This window comes from Mycobacterium sp. UM_WGJ (assembly GCF_000455125.1).
Lineage (GTDB): Bacteria > Actinomycetota > Actinomycetes > Mycobacteriales > Mycobacteriaceae > Mycobacterium.
On record NZ_AUWR01000014.1, the window covers coordinates 1 to 17,233 of the forward strand.

The 17,233-nt window shown below is 69.0% G+C and carries 18 protein-coding genes and 1 pseudogene; 14 read left to right on the top strand and 5 right to left on the bottom strand.

Annotation, left to right across the window (positions count from 1 at the left end; genetic code table 11):
• Positions 1–62 precede the first annotated feature (62 nt).
• The 4 genes and pseudogenes from tatA (at position 63) to N416_RS0106170 (ending at position 4,871) form a co-directional block, all read left to right on the top strand.
• Entirely contained in the window at positions 63–293 is a 231-nt protein-coding gene (tatA, locus tag N416_RS0106155) for a Sec-independent protein translocase subunit TatA (protein ID WP_024441244.1), read from the top strand.
• A 39-nt stretch (positions 294–332) separates the two neighbouring features.
• Positions 333–1,242 (top strand): annotated as a pseudogene (gene tatC, locus N416_RS21340) (twin-arginine translocase subunit TatC).
• Positions 1,235–4,081, top strand: a complete 2,847-nt coding sequence (locus tag N416_RS0106165) for an RNA helicase (protein WP_024441245.1) — start codon at positions 1,235–1,237, stop codon at positions 4,079–4,081. The pseudogene tatC and the gene N416_RS0106165 overlap by 8 nt, the downstream one beginning before the upstream one ends.
• A 73-nt stretch (positions 4,082–4,154) precedes the next feature.
• Positions 4,155–4,871 carry a DUF4333 domain-containing protein gene (locus N416_RS0106170; RefSeq protein ID WP_024441246.1) on the top strand — a complete coding sequence of 239 codons (717 nt, stop codon included), beginning with the start codon at positions 4,155–4,157 and terminating at the stop codon, positions 4,869–4,871.
• Positions 4,872–4,890: 19 nt separating this feature from the next.
• Here the strand turns inward: N416_RS0106170 and N416_RS0106175 are convergent, their stop codons facing one another.
• Positions 4,891–5,844, bottom strand: coding sequence for a 5'-3' exonuclease (locus tag N416_RS0106175; RefSeq protein ID WP_024441247.1), 954 nt, complete (start codon positions 5,842–5,844; stop codon positions 4,891–4,893).
• A gap of 86 nt (positions 5,845–5,930) precedes the next feature.
• Here N416_RS0106175 and N416_RS0106180 point away from each other — a divergent pair, with 86 nt between their 5' ends.
• A complete protein-coding gene (locus N416_RS0106180) occupies positions 5,931–7,076 on the top strand; it encodes a Xaa-Pro peptidase family protein (RefSeq protein WP_024441248.1) in 1,146 nt (381 codons plus the stop codon).
• Here the strand turns inward: N416_RS0106180 and N416_RS0106185 are convergent.
• On the bottom strand, positions 7,073–7,486 hold the full coding sequence (locus tag N416_RS0106185; protein WP_024441249.1) for a F420-dependent biliverdin reductase: 414 nt from the start codon (positions 7,484–7,486) through the stop codon (positions 7,073–7,075). The genes N416_RS0106180 and N416_RS0106185 overlap by 4 nt on opposite strands.
• 35 nt (positions 7,487–7,521) lie before the next feature.
• Here N416_RS0106185 and N416_RS0106190 point away from each other — a divergent pair, with 35 nt between their 5' ends.
• From N416_RS0106190 to ric, 4 genes are all read left to right on the top strand, one after another.
• The gene (locus N416_RS0106190; protein WP_024441250.1) at positions 7,522–8,271 is read left to right on the top strand and encodes an SDR family NAD(P)-dependent oxidoreductase; all 750 of its coding nucleotides are present in this window, start codon (positions 7,522–7,524) and stop codon (positions 8,269–8,271) included.
• Between the two features lie 143 nt (positions 8,272–8,414).
• Entirely contained in the window at positions 8,415–8,732 is a 318-nt protein-coding gene (locus tag N416_RS0106195; RefSeq protein WP_024441251.1) for a hypothetical protein, read from the top strand.
• A 91-nt stretch (positions 8,733–8,823) separates the two neighbouring features.
• Positions 8,824–9,213: a PPOX class F420-dependent oxidoreductase gene (locus N416_RS0106200; RefSeq protein WP_024441252.1), complete on the top strand. Its 390-nt coding sequence runs from the start codon at positions 8,824–8,826 to the stop codon at positions 9,211–9,213.
• A gap of 79 nt (positions 9,214–9,292) precedes the next feature.
• Positions 9,293–9,991, top strand: coding sequence for an iron-sulfur cluster repair di-iron protein (gene ric, locus N416_RS0106205; protein ID WP_024441253.1), 699 nt, complete (start codon positions 9,293–9,295; stop codon positions 9,989–9,991).
• An 18-nt stretch (positions 9,992–10,009) separates the two neighbouring features.
• On the opposite strand, the gene N416_RS0106210 is transcribed toward ric, so the two are convergent.
• On the bottom strand, positions 10,010–10,711 hold the full coding sequence (locus N416_RS0106210; protein ID WP_024441254.1) for a dienelactone hydrolase family protein: 702 nt from the start codon (positions 10,709–10,711) through the stop codon (positions 10,010–10,012).
• Between the two features lie 78 nt (positions 10,712–10,789).
• Between N416_RS0106210 and N416_RS0106215 the strand changes: the two genes are divergently transcribed.
• The 4 genes from N416_RS0106215 to N416_RS0106230 all read left to right on the top strand — a co-directional run bounded on the left by N416_RS0106215 (position 10,790) and on the right by N416_RS0106230 (position 15,457).
• The gene (locus tag N416_RS0106215) at positions 10,790–11,278 is read left to right on the top strand and encodes an FxsA family protein (protein WP_231383998.1); all 489 of its coding nucleotides are present in this window, start codon (positions 10,790–10,792) and stop codon (positions 11,276–11,278) included.
• A 115-nt stretch (positions 11,279–11,393) separates the two neighbouring features.
• Positions 11,394–12,926: an amidohydrolase gene (locus N416_RS0106220; protein ID WP_051190196.1), complete on the top strand. Its 1,533-nt coding sequence runs from the start codon at positions 11,394–11,396 to the stop codon at positions 12,924–12,926.
• Positions 12,919–14,709 carry an apolipoprotein N-acyltransferase gene (lnt, locus tag N416_RS0106225; RefSeq protein ID WP_024441257.1) on the top strand — a complete coding sequence of 597 codons (1,791 nt, stop codon included), beginning with the start codon at positions 12,919–12,921 and terminating at the stop codon, positions 14,707–14,709. Before N416_RS0106220 ends, lnt begins: the two co-directional genes overlap by 8 nt.
• Positions 14,702–15,457 (top strand): polyprenol monophosphomannose synthase, encoded by a 756-nt coding sequence (locus tag N416_RS0106230; protein WP_024441258.1) that lies wholly within the window; start codon positions 14,702–14,704, stop codon positions 15,455–15,457. Before lnt ends, N416_RS0106230 begins: the two co-directional genes overlap by 8 nt.
• A 51-nt stretch (positions 15,458–15,508) precedes the next feature.
• Here the strand turns inward: N416_RS0106230 and N416_RS0106235 are convergent, their stop codons facing one another.
• A complete protein-coding gene (locus N416_RS0106235; RefSeq protein WP_024441259.1) occupies positions 15,509–15,844 on the bottom strand; it encodes an RNA polymerase-binding protein RbpA in 336 nt (111 codons plus the stop codon).
• A 139-nt stretch (positions 15,845–15,983) separates the two neighbouring features.
• Here N416_RS0106235 and N416_RS0106240 point away from each other — a divergent pair, with 139 nt between their 5' ends.
• Complete coding sequence (locus N416_RS0106240) at positions 15,984–16,322, top strand: hypothetical protein (protein WP_046300871.1); 339 nt, start codon at positions 15,984–15,986, stop codon at positions 16,320–16,322.
• Between the two features lie 3 nt (positions 16,323–16,325).
• On the opposite strand, the gene N416_RS0106245 is transcribed toward N416_RS0106240, so the two are convergent.
• The gene (locus N416_RS0106245; RefSeq protein WP_024441261.1) at positions 16,326–17,033 is read right to left on the bottom strand and encodes a hypothetical protein; all 708 of its coding nucleotides are present in this window, start codon (positions 17,031–17,033) and stop codon (positions 16,326–16,328) included.
• Positions 17,034–17,233: the final 200 nt, after the last annotated feature.

Sequence of the window (17,233 nt, forward strand, 5' to 3'; positions counted from 1 at the left end):
TCGCTGAACCGCCGGGCCAATGAGCTGCGGTAGCATCGTGGCGACGTCTGGAGGTAACCAAAGTGAACGCTTTAGGACCGTCGCACCTGGCGATCCTCGCCGTCGCCGTGATCATTCTCTTCGGCGCCAAGCGATTGCCCGATGCGGCACGCTCGTTGGGTAAGTCGCTGCGCATCTTCAAGTCCGAGGTCCGCGAGCTGCAGAACGAGAGCAAGCCCGATTCGACTGCCACCTCGACCACCGTCGCGTCCGAGCGGGTCGATCCGCCGGCGGCCGGTGGCCAGTCGGCGTAACCCGGTTCCGCCGTCGCGGCGACCGCGCCCCAATCGACTGTGCGCACGTTCGGAGTTCTGCGGCGGCTCGACCCCCGTCAGCGGCGTAGCCGCACCAATCCCGACGGGACGATGTCGCTCGTCGACCACCTGCGGGAGCTACGTACCCGGCTGCTGATCTCGATGGCCGCGATCGTGCTCACCACGATCATCGGCTTCGTCTGGTACACCCAACCGATCTTCGGGCTGGAAAGCCTCGGCGAGTGGCTGCGTCATCCCTACTGCGAGCTGCCGGAGTCCGCGCGTGCGGCGATCGCGCCCGACGGGAAGTGTCGGCTGCTGGCCACGGCGCCGTTCGACCAGTTCATGCTGCGCCTCAAAGTGGGGTTGGCTGCCGGGGTGGTGCTGGCCTGCCCGGTGTGGTTCTACCAGTTGTGGGCGTTCATCACCCCGGGCCTTTACCGCAAAGAGCGGCGCTTCGCGGTGGTGTTCGTCGTCTCGGCGGCCGTGCTGTTCGTCACCGGCGCCATCCTGGCCTACCTGGTGCTGGCCAAGGCGCTCGGCTTTCTGCTGACCGTCGGCAGCGACGTGCAGGTGACCGCGCTGTCCGGCGACCGCTATTTCGGGTTCTTACTGAACCTGCTGGTGGTGTTCGGAATCAGCTTCGAGTTCCCGCTGCTGATCGTGATGCTCAACATGGTCGGCGTCCTCAGCTACGCCCGGCTCAAGGAGTGGCGGCGCGGGCTGATCTTCGCGATGTTCGTGTTCGCCGCGTTCTTCACCCCGGGTTCGGACCCGTTCTCGATGATCGTGCTCGGTTGCACGCTGACTCTGTTACAGGAGTTCGCCATCCAGATCGCCCGGCTCCATGACCGGCGCAAGGCCCAAGCGGGAAGCAACCACCGTGCTTGACGACGAGCAAGCCTCGCCCATCGAAACGCCCACACCGGTCACCACGCCACATGACTAGTCCACCGGAAACGCCCGGACAGACCGAGCTGCATCGGTTCACCGCGGAACTGCCCTTCGGGCTGGACGGTTTTCAGCGTCGGGCCTGCGAGGCCCTGCAGGACGGTCGGGGAGTGCTGGTGTGCGCACCCACGGGAGCCGGCAAGACCGTCGTCGGCGAGTTCGCGGTCCACCTGGCGCTGGCCGGCGGCGGAAAATGCTTCTACACCACGCCGATCAAGGCGCTGAGCAACCAGAAGCACACCGATCTGGTGGCCCGGTACGGCAAAGACCGCGTGGGACTGCTGACCGGCGATTTGTCGATCAACTCGAATGCGCCGGTGGTGGTGATGACCACCGAGGTGCTGCGAAATATGCTTTACGCGAATTCACCGGCGCTGCAAGGCCTTTCCCACGTTGTCATGGACGAGGTGCACTTCCTGGCGGACCGGATGCGCGGCGCGGTGTGGGAAGAGGTCATCCTGCACCTGCCCGAGGAGGTACGGCTGGTCAGCCTCTCGGCGACGGTCAGCAACGCCGAGGAATTCGGCGGCTGGATCCAGACGGTGCGCGGCGACACCTCCGTGGTGGTCGACGAACATCGCCCGGTGCCGTTGTGGCAGCACATGATGGTCGGCAAGCGGCTTTTCGATCTGTTCGAGTCCCATTCCGACGCCCGCGCCGCGGGTGGCCAACCGCGAGTGGACCCCGAGCTGCTGCGCCACATCGCCCATCGCCGCGAAGCCGACCGGCTCACCGACTGGGGAAGCTCGCGTCGAACACGGCACGGGGGCGCGGGCCGCCCAGACCGGCCGACCTACCGGCCGCCGATGCGCCCGGACGTGATCGCGGTCCTCAACGCCGCGGGCCTTTTACCGGTGATCACCTTCGTGTTCTCCCGGGCCGGCTGCGACGCCGCGGTCAAGCAGTGCCTGCGCTCGCCGTTGCGGCTGACCACCGAATCCGAGCGGGCCCGTATTGCCGAGGTGATCGACCACCGCTGCGGCGATCTGGCCGACGACGACCTGGACGTGCTGGGTTACTACGAATGGCGGGAGGGGCTGCTGCGTGGTCTGGCCGGTCACCACGCCGGACTGCTGCCGGTGTTTCGCCACACCGTCGAAGAGCTGTTCGCCGCGGGGTTGGTCAAAGCCGTGTTCGCCACCGAAACCTTGGCGCTGGGCATCAACATGCCGGCCCGCACGGTGGTGCTCGAGCGGCTGGTGAAGTTCAACGGTGAGCAGCACGCCGCGCTGACGCCGGGGGAGTACACCCAGCTGACCGGCCGGGCCGGCCGGCGCGGCATCGACGTCGAAGGCCACGCGGTGGTGCTGTGGCACCCGGCGGAGAGCACCGCCGACCCCGACCAGGTGGCCGGGCTGGCGTCCACCCGTACCTTTCCACTGCGCAGCTCCTTCGCGCCGTCGTACAACATGACGATCAATCTGGTCCAGCACATGGGCCCCGAGCAGGCCCATCAGCTGCTGGAGCAGTCCTTCGCCCAGTTCCAGGCCGACCGGTCTGTCGTCGGCCTGGTGCGCAGCGCCGATCGCGGCGAGCGCACCCTGGACGAGATCGCCGCCGAGTTCGGCGGGCGCGACTCAGCCGTACTCGACTACGCCAGGCTGCGGGCGAAGATCTCCGAACGCGAACGCGCTCACGCCCGCGCTTCCCGGTTGCAGCGCCGTCGGGCCGCCAGTGACGCCCTGGCGTCGTTGCGCCGCGGCGACATCATCAATCTCAGCAACGGCCGCCGCGGCGGGCTGGCGGTGGTGCTGCAGGCCGATCGGGAGTCAGACGAGCCGCGCCCGCTGGTGCTCACCGAGCATCGCTGGGCCGGCCGCATCTCCTCGGCCGACTATTCGGGTGCCGTCCCGCCGATCGGCACGATGAGCCTGCCCAAGCGGGTGGAGCACCGCCAGCCGCGTGTCCGCCGCGACCTGGCCTCGGCACTGCGATCGGCGGCCGCCGGCCTCGATGTGCCCAGCTCGCGCAAGCGCCGCGGCGACGCAGACGAGTCACCCGTGGATCCAGAACTTGCGGCCCTGCGCCAGCGCATGCGCGACCATCCCGTTCACGATGCGCCGGATCGTGAAGCCAAGGTGCGTATCGCCGAGCGCTACCTGCGGGTGGAGGCCGACAACGCGCAGTTGCGCAGGAAGGTCGAGGCGGCCACCAATTCGCTGGCGCGCACCTTCGACCGCATCGTCGGGCTGCTGTCCGAACGCGGCTTCATTCGCGCCGGCGCCGACACCGAGCGCAGCGACGACGACCAGACGCGCGCTGACGCGGTCGACGCGGGGGATGGCGGTCCCCGCGTCACCGACGATGGCCGGATGCTGGCCCGGATCTACAGCGAGAGCGACCTTTTGGTTGCCGAGTGCCTTCGCACCGGGACATGGCAGGGTCTCAAGCCCGCTGAACTGGCGGCGGTGGTCTCCGCGGTGCTCTACGAGACCCGCGGCGGCCAGGACTCCAGCAGCGCTGGCGGACTCTCAACCCTGCAGGCGCCAACCGAAGCGGTGCGCCGCGCCCTGCACCAGACCCGCAAACTCTCGGCGGCACTGCGGGCCGACGAGCGCCGGCACGGCATCAACCCGACCCGCGAACCCGACGACGGGTTCGTCGCCGCGGTCTACCGGTGGGCCCGCAGCGGCGATCTGGCCTCGGCACTGGCCGCGTCGGATGCGGCCGGCGCGGGAACGCCGCTGTCAGCGGGTGATTTCGTGCGCTGGTGCCGGCAAGTGCTCGACCTGCTGGATCAGCTGCGAAATGCGGCCCCCAGTCCGGAGTTGCGGGCCACCGCAAAACAGGCGATCGACACGGTTTTGCGCGGGGTCGTTGCCGTTGACGCCGGGTAGGCTGGTCCGGGCGCTACGGTGGAGAGCCGGCGGTGATCAGCACCCGCTACGTGAGAGGACTTGAGGAACAACGATGAGCGGACCGCAGGGATACGACCCGACGCAGCCGTGGCAGCCTCAGCAGCCCGGTCAGCCCGAGGACCAGGGCACCGGACAGGGTCCCGCGACCGGAGCTGAGCAGCAATGGCAGCCCCCGGCCTACACGCCGCAGCAGTACCCCCAATACCCGCAGCAGGGCGCGTACCCGTCGGCGCCGCAGCAATATCCCGGCTACCCGCAGCCCGAGCAGTACGGTCAGCCGTCGCCGTACGGCCAGCCGGGCCAATACGGTCAGCCGTCGCCCTACGGCCAGCCGGGCCAGTACGGTCAGCCGTCGCCGTACGGCCAGCCAGGCCAGTACGGTCAGTACCCGCAGCAGCCGGGGCAATACCCGGCGCCGGGCACCGCGACCAAGCGCCCGTCCGGGATGGTCAGCTCGGTGCTCGCCGGGTGCGTGGGCGTCGCCGTCCTGGTGCTGCTGGTGCTCGGCTTCTGGAAGCCGGGTTTCTTCGTGACCACCAAGCTCGACATCGACAAGGCCCAGGAAGGCGTGCAGCAGATCCTGGCCGACCAGACCAACGGCTACGGCGCCAAGAACGTCAAGGACGTCCGCTGCAACAACGGGCAGAGCCCGGTGGTCAAGCAGGGCGACACCTTCAACTGCGAGGTCAGCATCGACGGGACCAAGCGTCAGGTCACCGTCACCTTCCAGGACAACTCGGGCACCTATGAGGTCGGCCGGCCCAAATAGGCCGCATTAACCGGCTGGCTTAGTCCGGCAGCGTGTCCAGCGCTCGCTGGAGCCGGGCGATCGAGGAACCGACTCCCAGGCGCTCCGCCAATTCGGCGACCCGCGCCGGGTCGGCTGCCACCCGCGGCAGGGTGTCCGACGGTGTCGACAGCGTGACCGGAGCGTCGGTGGCCACGCGTACCACCGGACCGGCGGCCTCGATGTAGGGCTGTCCCGCCTGCAGTTTGGCCCGAACCCCCTTGGCCATAGGCGATCCCGGGTCAGCGGCGGCGGCCAGCACTGCTTCGAGCGAGCCGTACTGGGTCAGTAGGCCGGCCGCCGTCTTCTCACCGATGCCGGCCACCCCGGGCAACCCATCGGAGGGGTCACCACGCAGCAGGGCCATTTCGGCGTAGGCAGCCCCGGCCCGCTCCGGCGGCAGGCGGTAGCGTTCGGCCACCTCGTCCGGGCCGAACAACGTCGCCTTGGCCAGTCCTTGGCCCAGATAGAGCACCGACACCGCGACCGGCTGGTCGGCGACCACCTGCAGCAGGTCGCGGTCACCGCTGACGACGATCACCGGGTCGCGTTGTTCGGCGGCCGCCAAGGTGCCCAGCACGTCATCGGCCTCGAAGTCGGGTGCGCCACCCGTGGTGATGCCGAACGCGTCGAGCAGCTCGGCGATCATCTCCACCTGCGGGCTCAGCTCGTCGGGCACCTCTTCGATGTCTGAATCATCGGGCACCTCTTCGGCCACCCGGTGCGCCTTATAAGACGGGATGAGGTCCACCCGCCACTGCGGTCGCCAGTCCAGATCCAGACAGACCACCAGCCGGCTGGGGCGCTGGCGGGTGATCAGGGTGGCAACCGAGTCGAAGAAGCCGCGCACCGCGTTCACCGGCCGGCCGTCGGGTGCGGTGATCGAGGACGGCACCCCGAAGTAGGAACGGAACCACATGCTGGCACCGTCGAGCAGCAACACCGGAGCAGTCATGGGTGCCAGCCTATTGGCCGGCGGTTGGCAAGGCTCGACGGAGGAGAGGCGAGCTGGACCGTCATTTAGGTGCGCCCGATAGCCTGATGTGCGTGACTTCCCGCTTCGAAAGCAGTGTCTACGCCCACCGATTGGCTGCCGCGGCCGCCGCGGCCGCGAAAGCCGGCCTGGCCGGCCTGGTGATCACGCCCGGCTACGACCTGCGCTACCTGACCGGGTCGCGGGCGCAGACCTTCGAGCGGCTCACCGCGCTGGTGCTGCCGGCCTCCGGTTCTCCGACCATGGTGGTGCCGCGGCTGGAGCTGGCCGCGCTGCGCGAATCCGCGATGGCAGACCTAGGGGTGGCGGTGCGGGACTGGGTCGACGGCGAAGACCCCTATCGCATGGTGGGCGAGGCGCTGGGCGCAGCATCGTCGTCGGCTGTTGCTGTCACCGACTCGATGCCGGCGCTGCACCTGTTGCCATTGGTCGACGTGCTCGGGTCAACGCCCGTTTTGGCGACGGGCGTCCTTCGTGATCTGCGAATGATCAAAGACCCCAGCGAGATCGATGCCCTGCGCAAGGCCGGCGCGGCGATCGACCGGGTACATGCGCGGGTGCCGGAGTTCTTGGTGGCCGGCCGCACCGAAGCCGACGTGGCCGCCGACATTGCCGCGGCGATCGTGGCCGAAGGTCATTCGGAGGTGGCCTTCATCATCGTGGGTTCGGGCCCGCACGGCGCGGACCCGCACCATGAGTGCTCCGAGCGGGTGCTGCAGGCCGGTGACATCGTGGTCGTCGACATCGGGGGGCCGGTCGAGCCCGGGTACCATTCCGACTCGACCAGGACCTACAGCCTGGGCGAGCCGAATCCCGAGGTAGCGCAACATTATTCGGTGTTGCAGGAGGCGCAGCGTGCCGCGGTCGCCAGCGTTCGCCCGGGCATGACGGCGCAACAGGTCGACGCGGCGGCCCGCGACGTGCTGGCGAAGGCCGGTCTGGCCGAATACTTTGTGCACCGCACCGGCCACGGCATCGGCCTCTCGGTGCACGAAGAGCCCTACATCGTTGCGGGCAATGATGAGACGCTCCGGCCGGGGATGGCGTTTTCGGTCGAACCCGGCATCTACTTTCCCGGCAAGTGGGGCGCCCGCATCGAAGACATCGTGATCGTCACCGCCGACGGCGTGGAATCACTGAACAGTCGGCCGCACGACCTGGTGGTGGTCCCGGTGAACCAGGCGACCGGCTAGCGGTTGCCGCGGTCGAGCAGGTCGGCAGAACCCAACACTCGCTCCACCTGCACTTCGATCACCACTCGCTGGGGATTGACCCGCGGGGTCCGGTAGCGCTGGGCGTAGCGTAGCTCGGCGTCACGAACCGCCGCGGGGGCGTCGTTGACCGTGGCGCTGCCTTCCAGGGACAGCCAGCGCGCGCCGTCGACCTGGCTCAGCACGGCGACCCCGGCGCGTTCGGCGTTGACCGCCTTCTGCGATCCGCCGGTGGTGATCACCCGGGCGATGTGGGTTTTCGGGTCGAAGGTGAACCCCACCGCGACCACGTGCGGCGAGCTGTCGGCACGCAACGTGGTCAGCATCGCCAGGTGGCGTTCGGTGAGAAACGCCAACGCGTCACTGGTGAGTCGAGTCGTTGCGTTCGCCATCACCGCCCACGCTAGCGCAGGCGATAATCTCTGCCGTGAGCGACACGGTTGACGGGCCGGTGGTGATTTTCGGCGGACGCAGTGAGATCGGCCTCGAGTTGGCGCAGCAGCTGGCGCCCGGCGCGACGGTGGTGCTGGCGGCGCGCTCCGCCGAGCGGCTTGAGGCCGAAGTCGCCGCGGTGCGCTCGGCCGGCGCGACCGCGGTACACACCAAAGAGTTCGATGCCGACGACGTGAGCGCCCACGGCCCTCTGGTGGCAGAACTGATCGCCGAGCACGGTCCGATCGGCACCGCCGTGTTGGCGTTCGGCGTGCTGGGCGATCAGGCCCGCGCGGAGTGCGATGCGGCGCACGCGGTGGCCGTCGTGCACACCGACTACGTCGCCCAGATCAGTTTGCTCACCCACCTGGCGGCGGCCATGCGCACCGCCGGCCGGGGCCGCATGGTGGTGTTCTCCTCGGTGGCGGGGGTACGGGTCCGGCGGGCCAACTACGTCTACGGCTCGGCGAAGGCCGGACTCGACGGCTTCGCCAGCGGGCTCGCCGACGCACTACATGGCACGGGCGTGCGCCTGCTGCTGGTGCGACCGGGTTTCGTCGTCGGCCGGATGACCACCGGCATGGATCCCGCTCCACTGGCGAGCACCCCGCAGCAGGTGGCTCTGGCGGCGGCCCGGGCCCTGCGCAAGGGCCGTCGCGCCGTATGGGTGCCGTGGGCCCTGCGCCCACTGTTCGCCGTGCTCAGAACGCTGCCGCAATCTGTGTGGCGCCGGATGCCGCGTTAACAAACGGGGGGTCCGCGCAGGCCCGCAACCGGGGGCTCCGTAGAATGTCTCGGAACCCGACATACCGGGTTGTGGGAATACGCGAAGAGTTTTGGCATAGGTTTCTGATCTCTTCCCGCCTGACAGGACTAGAGTGTACATCCATGGACGATCGTAAAAAGGACCCGTCGGTCGTGCTGCCTTACCTGGTCGGTAGGCCGCTTCCGGCAACCGAGGTATACGAGGCCTTCGGATATCGGAAGTCCGCCTACTACAAGGCCGCACACGAAGGGCGCTTGATCACCGCCGACAATCTGATCCGAGTTGCCACTCACTTCGGATTGAACGCGGTTGATCTGCTGGTGCGCTACGGGCTGATCACCCTTGATGCCGTCGCTGACTTCGTCGATGCGGAGCAGCCGAAGTCCGAGCTGCCCAAGCTCGCCGACTTGCATCCCATCGCCAACCGCCCGCCGCTGTAACTGTTGGGCGTGCGCCGCTGTCGCCGCGGAGCCGGACCCGTACCTAGCCAGGAAAAGGGACCCGGGGCTCTGGGCGGGTAAGTTCGCGGCCATGACCCCGACTTTCGCCCAGATCGCCAAGTCTGACTATTTGCTGCTGACCACGTTCACCAAAGACGGCCGGCCCAAGCCGACCCCGGTGTGGGCCGCGCCCGACGGCGACCGACTGCTGGTGATCACCCAGGAGTCGTCCTGGAAGGTCAAGCGCGTCCGCAACACCCCGCGAGTGACCTTGGCGGTGTGCGATGTGCGGGGACGACCCAAGAGCGAAGCCATCGAGGCGGTCGCCACAATCTTGGACAAAGCCGACAACGGCGCCGTCTATGCAGCAATCGGCAAGCGTTACAAGCTGATCGGCCCGGTGTTCAACTTTTTCAGCAAGCTGCGGGGCGGCATGCGCACCAACGTCGGGCTCGCATTGACCCCGGCAGATCGGGAGTGATCGACTACATCACATATAATGGACTTTGTTCATTTAAATGTGCATGGTTGGATCGCAACCCCGATCTCTAGGAGCCACCATGGCAACCGTCACTTCCGATCAGATTCTCGGTGACATCGTCACCGCCGACCCGTCGTCGACCCGCATCCTGAGCCGGTTCGGGATCGATTTCTGCTGCCATGGTCAGCGCACCCTGGGCGCGGCGTGCGCCGCCGACGGCGTCGACGCCGAGGAACTGCTGGCCGCACTCAACGGCGCATCTCCGGGGCAGCCGGCCGACTGGGCGGACTACGACGACCCCTCGCTGATCGCCCACATCGTCAGCACCCACCACCGGTTCCTGTGGGAGGAGTTCCCGCGGTTGGCGGAGCTGGTGGACAAGGTGGCGCGGGTGCACGGTCCCAACCACGGCGAGCTGCTGCGGGTCAGCGAGGTCTTCCATCGGCTCCGCGGCGGCATGGAGCCGCACCTGCGCACCGAAGAGACGCGGTTGTTTCCGCAGATCAGCCTGCATGCCGGGGGATCGGGTACGCCGCTGCCCGACGAGGTGCGCACCGAACTGGCCGAGAACCAGCAGGAGCATGACAATGCCGGTCACCTGCTGGCCGAACTGCGTGAGCTCACCAACGGCTACCGCGTCCCGGCGGATGCCTGCGCCAGCTACACCGCGATGCTGGCTGGTCTGGCGGACTTGGAGTCCGACATCCACCTGCACGTGCATAAAGAGAACAACGTGCTGTTTCCGCGGGTGCTGGCGGCGGCCGGCGGTCCGGCCTAAGCGGTCAAGGCGAAACGGTCACCCTGTGGGGTGCAGATGTTGGCCGAAGAAGCCGAACACGCGGTCCCAGGCGTCGGTGGCGGCGGCCTCGTTGTAGCCGAAACCGGCGATGCGGATCAGCGGCTGGGCCGGCAGCTCGTTGGCGAAGCTGTGGCCTGCGCCGGAATACACCTTGATGTCGTGGGCGATGCCTTTGCCTTCGACCACCCGACGTAACCGATCGGCGGCGCCGCGGCCCATCGGGTCGCGGCCTCCGAAGCTGGCCACGATAGGACATGCCCCATCGAGGGTCTGTTCGAGGTGGCGCGGCAACGGCACCCCGTAGAACGGGGCGGAGGCCCCGAAACCCTTGGGCGCCAAGATCAATGCGAACTGGCCGCCCATGCAGAAGCCGGCGATGGCGACCGCACCCGAGCACTCGGGCATGCCCAGCAGGTGATCGCGGGCCGCCAAGATGTCGTCGAGGGCGCGGCCGCGCTGGGTGAGCAGTTCCCGGAGCACCCGGGTGATGCAGCGCGCCCGGCCGCCCCGGGAGTACAGATTCGGCGACAGCGCGAGGTAACCCGCGCCCGCGATACGTTCGGAGATGGCCTGCATGTCCCTGCCGTAGCCGATCGCGTCGTGGATCACCACCACACCGGGCCACGGCCCGGGCCCCGCCGGAGCGTCCAGCAGCGCATCGATGGGGCCGGCGGGCGCCTCGAGTTGGATCCTCGTCATCGCATCAGTATTGCCGTCCCGGCACGTCGTCGCGATGGGCTGGAACCACATCACCGGCCCGAACGTTGGGATGGCATGGTGAGCGGTGTGCTGCGGATCTTCGGTCTCTACGCCCTGGTGGAGCTGGCGGCGGTTGCCGCGTTGATCTGGGCGATCGGGTTCGGCTGGACGGCGTTGCTGCTGCTGGGGCTCTTCCTGGCCGGGGTAGTGCTGGCAGGCGGGCAGATCAGGCGGCAGATCCGCCGCCTGCGCACGCCCGCCGGCCCGGGTGTTCTCGCCGACAGCGGGCTGGTCACGGCCGGCAGCGTGCTGGTCCTCGTTCCGGGACCGGTGACCTCGTTGGTGGGTCTGCTGCTGTTGGCGCCCCCGACCCGGGCCGTCGCCCGTCCGCTGCTGGCGGCGGTGGCGGCCACCACGCTGGGCAGGCATACCCCGCTGGTGGCTGCGGCCACGGTCGGTCGGCAGTGGTACACCACGCGGCGGCCACCCGGAAGCCGAACCGACTACATCGACGCCGAATTCGTCGACGTCACCGACACCGGGCCGCGCGGCCTTCCGGTCGCCTGACCGGCAGCCTGCGCCAACCCGTACGTTCTACGTCGTGACCGTTGTGACCGGCAGGCCTGCCACCTTGCTGCTCGGCGGGCGAATCCACAGCCCGAGTCATCCCGACGCCACCGCGATGGCGGTCCGGGACGGGGTGGTGGCCTGGTTGGGCAGCGACGACGTCGGCCGCGATCAGTTCCCGCAGGCCGAGGTGATCGAACTCGACGGCGCGCTGGTGACGCCGGCTTTCGTGGACAGTCACGTCCACCTCACCGAGACCGGACTGTGCCGCATCGGGCTGGACCTTCGGGCGGCGACCTCGGCGCAGCACTGCCTGCAACTGATCGCCGACTACGCCGCAGCCCATCCGGGTGAACCGATCCGCGGACATGGCTGGGACGAATCCGGCTGGCCCGACGGTCGTGCCCCCGACACCGCGGCGATCGACGCCGTGGTGGGGGATCGACCCGCATACCTGTCTCGCGCCGACGTCCACTCCGCGTTGGCCTCGACGGCGTTGCGCAACCTGGTGCCGGAACTGCCGGCCGAGATCGACGCCGCCGTCCCGCTGTCCGGCGATGCCCACCATCGGGTCCGTTCCGTGGCCGGCACCCTGCTCACCGCCGCACAGCGCGCCGAAGCCCGGGTGGCCGGACTGGATGCCGCCGCCGCGGCCGGGATCGTCGCGGTACATGAATGTGCCGGCCCGGACATCGGCGGTCTCGACGACTGGCGCGAACTGCGGGCCCTGGGCGAAGGCGGCCACGGCGTCGAGGTCATCGGCTACTGGGGCGAGGCCGTCACCAGCGCCGCCCGGGCACGCGAGCTGGTCGCCGAGACCGGTGCACGCGGACTCGCCGGCGACCTGTTCGTCGATGGCGCGCTGGGCTCGCACACCGCTTGGCTCCACGCGGACTACGCCGACGCTCCCGGCAGCACCGGCGTGTGCCATCTGGACCTCGACGCCGTCACCGCCCACCTGTGGGCCTGCACCGAGGCGGAGGTGACGGCCGGATTCCACGCGATCGGCGACGCCGCGGTCACCACGGTGGTTGCGGCGCTGGAACGGGTGGTCGGGAAATTCGGGGTGCCCGCGGTGGCCCGTTGCGGACATCGGCTGGAGCACCTGGAGATGGTCAGCGCCGAGCAGGCCGCCAAGCTGGGCTCCTGGGGCGTGATCGCCAGCATGCAGCCGGTGTTCGATGCACAGTGGGGCGGCGAGGACGGCATGTACGCCCAGCGCCTGGGTGCCGAGCGAGCCGCCGGGTTGAACCCTTTCGCGCTGTTAGCATCCCAAGGCGTGCCCCTCGCGTTCGGTTCTGACAGCCCGGTGACCGCACTGGACCCGTGGGCTGCCGTGCGCGCCGCAGCGAACCACCGCACGCCGGGCAGTGCGGTATCGGTGCGGGCGGCGTTCGCCGCGTCGACGCGCGGTGGCTGGCGGGCCGCCGGTATCAACGACGGCCTCACCGGGACCTTGGCGGCCGGTGCGCCCGCCTCCTATGCGGTCTGGGAGACCAGCGCCCTTGCCGTTGAGGCACCTCGCGACTCCGTTCAGCGATGGTCGACCGATCCACGCGCACGGGTGCCCGCGCTGCCGGTGCTCGAGCCCGGCGCCAGTCCCCGATGCCGTCGCACGGTGCACCGTGGTGTGGTCCTGCATGGTTGAGCCCACCGAGGAACCGGCAGCGGAAACCCCGGCGGACCCCGTCGACCCGGCCGCTGACGTTTCCACCGAATCTGACGGCGAGGTTCTCACCCACGCCGAGCCGGCCGGGCCGAACCGGCTCGAACGGCTGGGCATCGCCGCGGCCGATCGCTGGGCGCAGCTGGCCGTATCGGTGACTGCGGGCATGTTGTTGCGTGCCAGTTTCCCCCCGCTGAACTGGTGGTGGGCCGCGATTTTGGCGCTCGCGCTGCTGAGCTGGGTGCTCATTCGCCGAGAGACCACCCTTGCCGGGGGTTTCGGGTATGGCCTGCTGTGTGGCCTGGCGTTCTATCTGCCGCTGCTGCCGTGGGTGGGCGGGCTGGTCGGCGCCGCGCCCTGGTTGATCCTGGCGTTGATGTGCGCACTGTTTCCCGCCCTATTCGGGTCGGCGGCGGTGGCAGTGCGGTCCCTGGCCGGCTGGCCGATCTGGTTCGCGCTGCTGTGGGCCGCCCAGGAATGGGCGAAGTCAGTAGTCCCGTTCGGGGGGTTCCCTTGGGGGGCCGTGGGATACGGCCAGACCGCGGGACCATTGCTGCCCCTGGTCACGCTCGGCGGCGTGCCACTGTTATCGACCGGAGTGGTGCTGATCGGTTGCGCCGGCACCGCTTTGGCCATCGAGATCGTGCGGTGGCTGCGGAACCCGCCGGCACCCGGCTCCACCGACCGCCCGCCGGCGGTGCTGGTGCCCGGACTGTGTATCTGCCTGGTGCTGCTGACCACCGTCGTGGTGTGGCCGGGGGTGCGCCGTTCCGGCGTGGGAGCCGGCGACGAACCCTCGATCACGGTGGCGGCGGTGCAGGGCAACGTGCCACGACTCGGGCTCGACTTCAACGCCCAGCGCCGGGAGGTGCTGGACTATCACGTCCGCGAAACCCTGCGGCTGGCAGAGGATGTCGCGACCGGGCACGCCCCGCAGCCACTGTTCGTGATCTGGCCGGAGAACGCCTCGGACATCGACCCGTTGACGAACATCGATGCCGCGCAGCAGATCACCGTCGCCGCCCAGGCGGTCGACGCCCCGATCCTGGTGGGCACGGTGCGTGCCGCGCCCGGCTGGAGCCGGGACAATCCGGTGGCGTCGAATTCGGTGCTGGTGTGGGATCCGCGCACCGGGCCGGGGGAGAGCCACGACAAGCGGATCGTGCAGCCGTTTGGTGAATACCTGCCGTGGCGCGGCCTGTTCCGCCACCTGTCCGGCTATGCCGATCGGGCAGGGTATTTCGTTCCCGGCCACGGCAACGGGGTGGTGCACGTCGCCGGCGTCCCGGTCGGGGTGACCACCTGTTGGGAAGTCATCTTCGATCGCGCGCCGCGCCAGTCGGTGCTCGCCGGCGCCCAGCTGCTGGCGGTACCGACCAACAACGCCACCTTCGACGAGACGATGAGCGAGCAACAGTTGGCGTTTGCCAAGGTGCGCGCCGTCGAGCACGACCGCTACGTCGTCGTCGCCGGAACCACCGGAATCAGCGCGGTGATCGCCCCCGACGGACGTGAGCTGGCCCGTACCGCCTTCTTTGAGCCCGCCTACCTCGACAGCCACGTGCGGCTCAAGACCACCCTGACGCCGGCGACGCGGTGGGCGCCGGTGCTGCAGTGGGTGCTGCTCGCAGCGGCCGTTGCGTCTCTGCTGGCCGCCATACGGCAAAATGGAAACTTCATGCGCGGTCGGATTACGCGACGACATTTCAAGCGGGGCCGCACCGGCGCCGATGCGGAGAACGGGAGGAACGGCGCCGATGAGTGAGCGTCCCAGCCTGCACACTCTGGTGGTCATCCCCACCTACAACGAGCTCGAGAACCTGCCGATCATCCTGGACCGGCTCCAGCAGGCCCGACCGGACGTGCACGTCCTCGTTGTCGACGACGGCAGCCCCGACGGCACCGGCACGCTGGCCGATGAGCGGGCGGCCGCCGACCCGGAGCGCATTCACGTCATGCACCGGACCTCCAAGGCCGGACTGGGCGCGGCCTACCTGGCCGGGTTCGCCTGGGGGCTGGACCGCAACTACGAGGTGATCGTGGAGATGGATGCCGACGGCAGCCACGCTCCCGAGCAGCTCTACCGATTGCTGGACGCCATCGACGCGGGCGCCGACCTGGCGATCGGCTCGCGTTACGTCGACGGCGGGACGGTACGAAACTGGCCGGTGCGCAGGCTGGTGCTGTCCAAGACCGCCAACACCTATGCGCGGCTGCTGCTCGGCGTCGGAATCCACGACATCACCGCCGGCTACCGGGCCTACCGGCGCGGCGTGCTGGAGAAGATCGGGCTGGACGCGGTCGACTCGAAGGGCTACTGCTTCCAGGTCGACCTCACCTGGCGGGCCGTGAACAGCGGATTCACCATCACCGAGGTGCCGATCACGTTCACCGAACGTGAGCTGGGCGTGTCGAAGATGAGCGGCTCGAACATCCGCGAAGCGATGGTCAAGGTCGCGCGGTGGGGGATCGGCGGCCGGCTCAACCGGCTCCGGGGCGTCGTCCGGAGCTAAAACACCGCGACGTCTCGGGTGAGACGCCGCGGTGCAGCGAAGTCCGCGGTTTTAGCCGCGCCGCTTGGTCTTGATCAGCTCCAGGCGCTCCTTGAGCAGCTCCTCGAGCTCTTCGACCGAGCGGCGCTCCAGCAGCATGTCCCAGTGCGTGCGTGGCGGCTTGACCTTCTTCGGCTCGGGCAGGTCACCCTCGAGCAGGGTGCCTTCCAGGCCGTTCCGGCACATCCAGGTACCGGGGAGCTCAGCGTCGTCGGCGAAGGGGACCTCGAACTCTTCACCGTTGTCGGTGCGGTAACGCGCCATGCGGCGCGGCGCCAGGTCGTGGTTGCGGTCGGTCTCGTAGCTCACGGCTCCCAGCCGACTGCCCCGCAGAACACGATCAGCCATGACCCACTCTCCTTTGCCTATTGGTGAAAAATGCCTCGCGAGTGTCAACGCGGGCGAACCCTCTGAAGTTCCCGGCGCATACGGCGCGACCTCTCATGATACCGGGAACGTCGCGGTCCTCGGACTAAGGTGTTCAGACGTGCCTCGCAGTCCCCGCCCCCAGCCGTGCCGATGGTGTGGCCGCGACGTGGGCGATGCCGGGATCGGCCGTCGGCGCCAGTACTGCCGGCAGTCCTGCCGGCAGCGCGCCTACGAGCAGCGCGCCCTGATCAGCAGCGGGAAGACGACCGCCCTGACGCCCGACTCCGTGGTGCTCTCCGCCGACGAGGCGACCGCCCTGTCCGATCGGGTCTATCAGGTGCGCTGCGCGGCCGAGGACATCGCGACCGCGCTGTCCGAAGACGCCCCCCACGACGAGCTGCGGCAACTGTGCGACGTCCTGCTGCAGGCCGTCGATTCGGCCGATCGCTGGCGCTGAAGCTCAGCTGGCGCAGCTGAACTGCTCACCGGCGTTGGCCGGCGGCGGCACCGGGTGCAGGCAGCCGAAGGTTCCGATGCCGGTCGGGCTGAACAGCACCGCCGACCGGTGGGCGTAGTTCACGCAGATCAGCCCCACTTGATCCGCCCGGCAGCGGTAGTCGCCGAACGACACGCTGGATCCGTCGGGCAGCTGTGCCCCGTCGCCGTGCACAAACCGGCCCGGATCGCCGTGCGCGGAGCCCACCCGCAGCGTGTTGCCGCCGAAGTCGACCCAGCCGCCCTTCCACTCGCCGTAGATGTCGGCGGGTTGCGCCGGCGGGTTGGCCAGATCCACCACACAGGCCAGGGCACTGTCGGAGGAACCGGCATCGCTGATGCAGGTGGTGGCGCGGCGGGGTGCGGCCGCCACCGTGAAGGCGACATCATCGATGAGGTCGGTGACCTCGCCGTCGCGGGTGGCCTTGTGGTAGTCGGCGGCGTCGACGGGGCGACCGGCCTCAATCCAGGCGATCACGTCGGAGATCGCCGCACCGGCAGCGGGGGGAGCCAGCGGACCCGACGGCTTCGCCGAGGTTGACGTCACCGATGTCGACGGCGGTGCCGTGCTGGAGGCAGACGGCCCGGTCGAAGTCGGCGTCGGCTCGTCGACCTTGGCGCCGGAACATCCCGCGACCAACAGCAGTACGGCGACCAGTCCGGTGAGACGCATGCCGATAGGCTAACCGGCTCTGTTAAATCGGCGGTCCAGCCTCACCTCTCCTGCGTCGAGGTTCGCTAACCACCGGGCCCACGCGGCGGTCCAGCCTCACCTCTCCTGCGTCGAGGTTCGCTAACCACCGGGTCCACGCGGCGGTCCAGCCTCACCTCTCCTGCGTCGAGGTTCGCTAACCACCGGGTGATTCGCTACCG

Bases quoted from the DNA above. Each gene is read 5' to 3' on its own strand.
- N416_RS0106175 (WP_024441247.1), bottom strand. From the start codon at position 5,844: ATGACTGCTCCGGTGTTGCTGCTCGACGGTGCCAGCATGTGGTTCCGT.
- lnt (WP_024441257.1), top strand. From the start codon at position 12,919: ATGGTTGAGCCCACCGAGGAACCGGCAGCGGAAACCCCGGCGGACCCC.
- N416_RS0106230 (WP_024441258.1), top strand. From the start codon at position 14,702: ATGAGTGAGCGTCCCAGCCTGCACACTCTGGTGGTCATCCCCACCTAC.
- N416_RS0106170 (WP_024441246.1), top strand. From the start codon at position 4,155: ATGAGCGGACCGCAGGGATACGACCCGACGCAGCCGTGGCAGCCTCAG.
- N416_RS0106200 (WP_024441252.1), top strand. From the start codon at position 8,824: ATGACCCCGACTTTCGCCCAGATCGCCAAGTCTGACTATTTGCTGCTG.
- N416_RS0106185 (WP_024441249.1), bottom strand. From the start codon at position 7,486: ATGGCGAACGCAACGACTCGACTCACCAGTGACGCGTTGGCGTTTCTC.
- N416_RS0106220 (WP_051190196.1), top strand. From the start codon at position 11,394: ATGGCGGTCCGGGACGGGGTGGTGGCCTGGTTGGGCAGCGACGACGTC.
- N416_RS0106245 (WP_024441261.1), bottom strand. From the start codon at position 17,033: ATGCGTCTCACCGGACTGGTCGCCGTACTGCTGTTGGTCGCGGGATGT.
- N416_RS0106210 (WP_024441254.1), bottom strand. From the start codon at position 10,711: ATGACGAGGATCCAACTCGAGGCGCCCGCCGGCCCCATCGATGCGCTG.
- N416_RS0106180 (WP_024441248.1), top strand. From the start codon at position 5,931: ATGTGCGTGACTTCCCGCTTCGAAAGCAGTGTCTACGCCCACCGATTG.
- N416_RS0106195 (WP_024441251.1), top strand. From the start codon at position 8,415: ATGGACGATCGTAAAAAGGACCCGTCGGTCGTGCTGCCTTACCTGGTC.
- N416_RS0106165 (WP_024441245.1), top strand. From the start codon at position 1,235: ATGACTAGTCCACCGGAAACGCCCGGACAGACCGAGCTGCATCGGTTC.
- ric (WP_024441253.1), top strand. From the start codon at position 9,293: ATGGCAACCGTCACTTCCGATCAGATTCTCGGTGACATCGTCACCGCC.
- N416_RS0106235 (WP_024441259.1), bottom strand. From the start codon at position 15,844: ATGGCTGATCGTGTTCTGCGGGGCAGTCGGCTGGGAGCCGTGAGCTAC.